This window comes from Aquisalibacillus elongatus (genome assembly GCF_003843875.1).
GTDB lineage: Bacteria > Bacillota > Bacilli > Bacillales > Alkalibacillaceae > Aquisalibacillus > Aquisalibacillus elongatus.
Genome location: NZ_RKRF01000004.1, coordinates 1 through 1,466, shown reverse-complemented (window position 1 = coordinate 1,466; position 1,466 = coordinate 1). Strand labels below are relative to the sequence as shown.

Here is a 1,466-nt window from a genome sequence, read left to right as displayed (position 1 = left end):
GGTACTGCACCCCAAAAGTTAGAGTAAAAATCTAACTTTTGGGGTGTTTTCATATGGCAAAATATAGTGATAGTTTTAAATTAAAAATTGTTAAGGAATATTTAGAAGGCCCGATGGGCTATCGTTTATTGGCTAAAAAATATAACGTTCCAGATAAGGCACAGATCAGAATATGGGTAAATGCTTACAAGGCATTTGGTGAGGATGGGTTACGTAAAAAGCGTTCTAAAACTGTTTATCCTGTTCAATTTAAGCTAGATGTATTAAACTTTATAAGACAAACGGGCACTTCTTATAAAGACACAGCCATAGAATTTAAACTGCGTAATCCATCTCTAATTGCGAACTGGATGCGAACTTTTCTTATTGAAGGAATAGAAGGGCTCAAAGAAAAACCGAAAGGACGGGCTCCTATGTCTGGAAAGAGAAAAACGAAACAATCAAAGCAAGAAAAGGCAATGTCGCGTGAGGAACAATTAGAACGTGAAAATGAACTCCTTCGACTAGAAAATGCTTATTTAAAAAAGTTAAAAGCTTTTCAGGAGAACCCGAATGCCTACCTCGAAAAGCACAAGCAGCGTTGGCATTCGAACTCAAAGAAGAAGGGTTCAAATTAAGAAATGTGTTAGTAGTAGTAGGCATACCAGAAGCAACTTATCATTATCACATTCATCAATTGAAGAAGGAAGATCCTGATAAAGAACTGAAAGAAATTATTAGAGAATTGTTTCAAAAACATGGACAGAGATACGGTTATCGTCGTATTCATTTAGAATTAAGAGCTAAAGGCTATCAAATAAATCATAAGAAAGTACAACGAATCATGAGAGAGCTCAGATTAAAGTGTGAAAAGTTCACACGTAAATCTCGTTACAAATCTTATAAAGGAACTGTCGGTAAGGTAGCGAAAAATCGTTTAAATCGACGATTTAACACGTCTATACCTCTACAAAAGCTAGTTACAGACGTTACTGAATTTAAGTGTGCTGGAAATGAGAAACTTTACTTGAGTCCCATTTTAGATTTATATAATGGCGAAATCGTCTCTTACGGTATGTCTAGGAAACCAACATTAGATTTTGTGATTCAACCACTTAATCAAGCAATAGAGATTATCACTAATAAAGCAGAGTATCGAACTACCATACATTCAGATCAAGGATGGCAGTACCAACATAGAAAATGGGTCAACACATTAAAGACAAACAAGATTTTTCAAAGTATGTCTAGGAAAGCGACATGTGCAGATAATGCCACAATGGAGAATTTCTTTGGAATTATGAAACAAGAAATGTATTACGGTGAGGCATTAATGTCTTATGAGGAACTAAAACAAAAAATTGAGGAATTCATTTATTACTACAATAACGAACGCATTAAATTAAAATTGGCTGGTTTATGTCCAGTTAAATACCGAACTCAAACCAGCCAATCAGCTGCATAATTAAAACTCTAACTTTTTGGGG

At 34.9% G+C, this 1,466-nt stretch carries 1 protein-coding gene and 1 pseudogene; both read left to right on the top strand.

The window, feature by feature from the left end; translation table 11 throughout:
• The first annotated feature begins 53 nt into the window (after positions 1-53).
• Positions 54-617, top strand: a complete 564-nt coding sequence (locus tag EDC24_RS00515) for a helix-turn-helix domain-containing protein (protein ID WP_124218928.1) — start codon at positions 54-56, stop codon at positions 615-617.
• A pseudogene (locus tag EDC24_RS00510) lies at positions 578-1,444 on the top strand (IS3 family transposase); the annotation flags it as partial. The gene EDC24_RS00515 and the pseudogene EDC24_RS00510, both read left to right, overlap by 40 nt.
• Positions 1,445-1,466 lie beyond the last annotated feature (22 nt).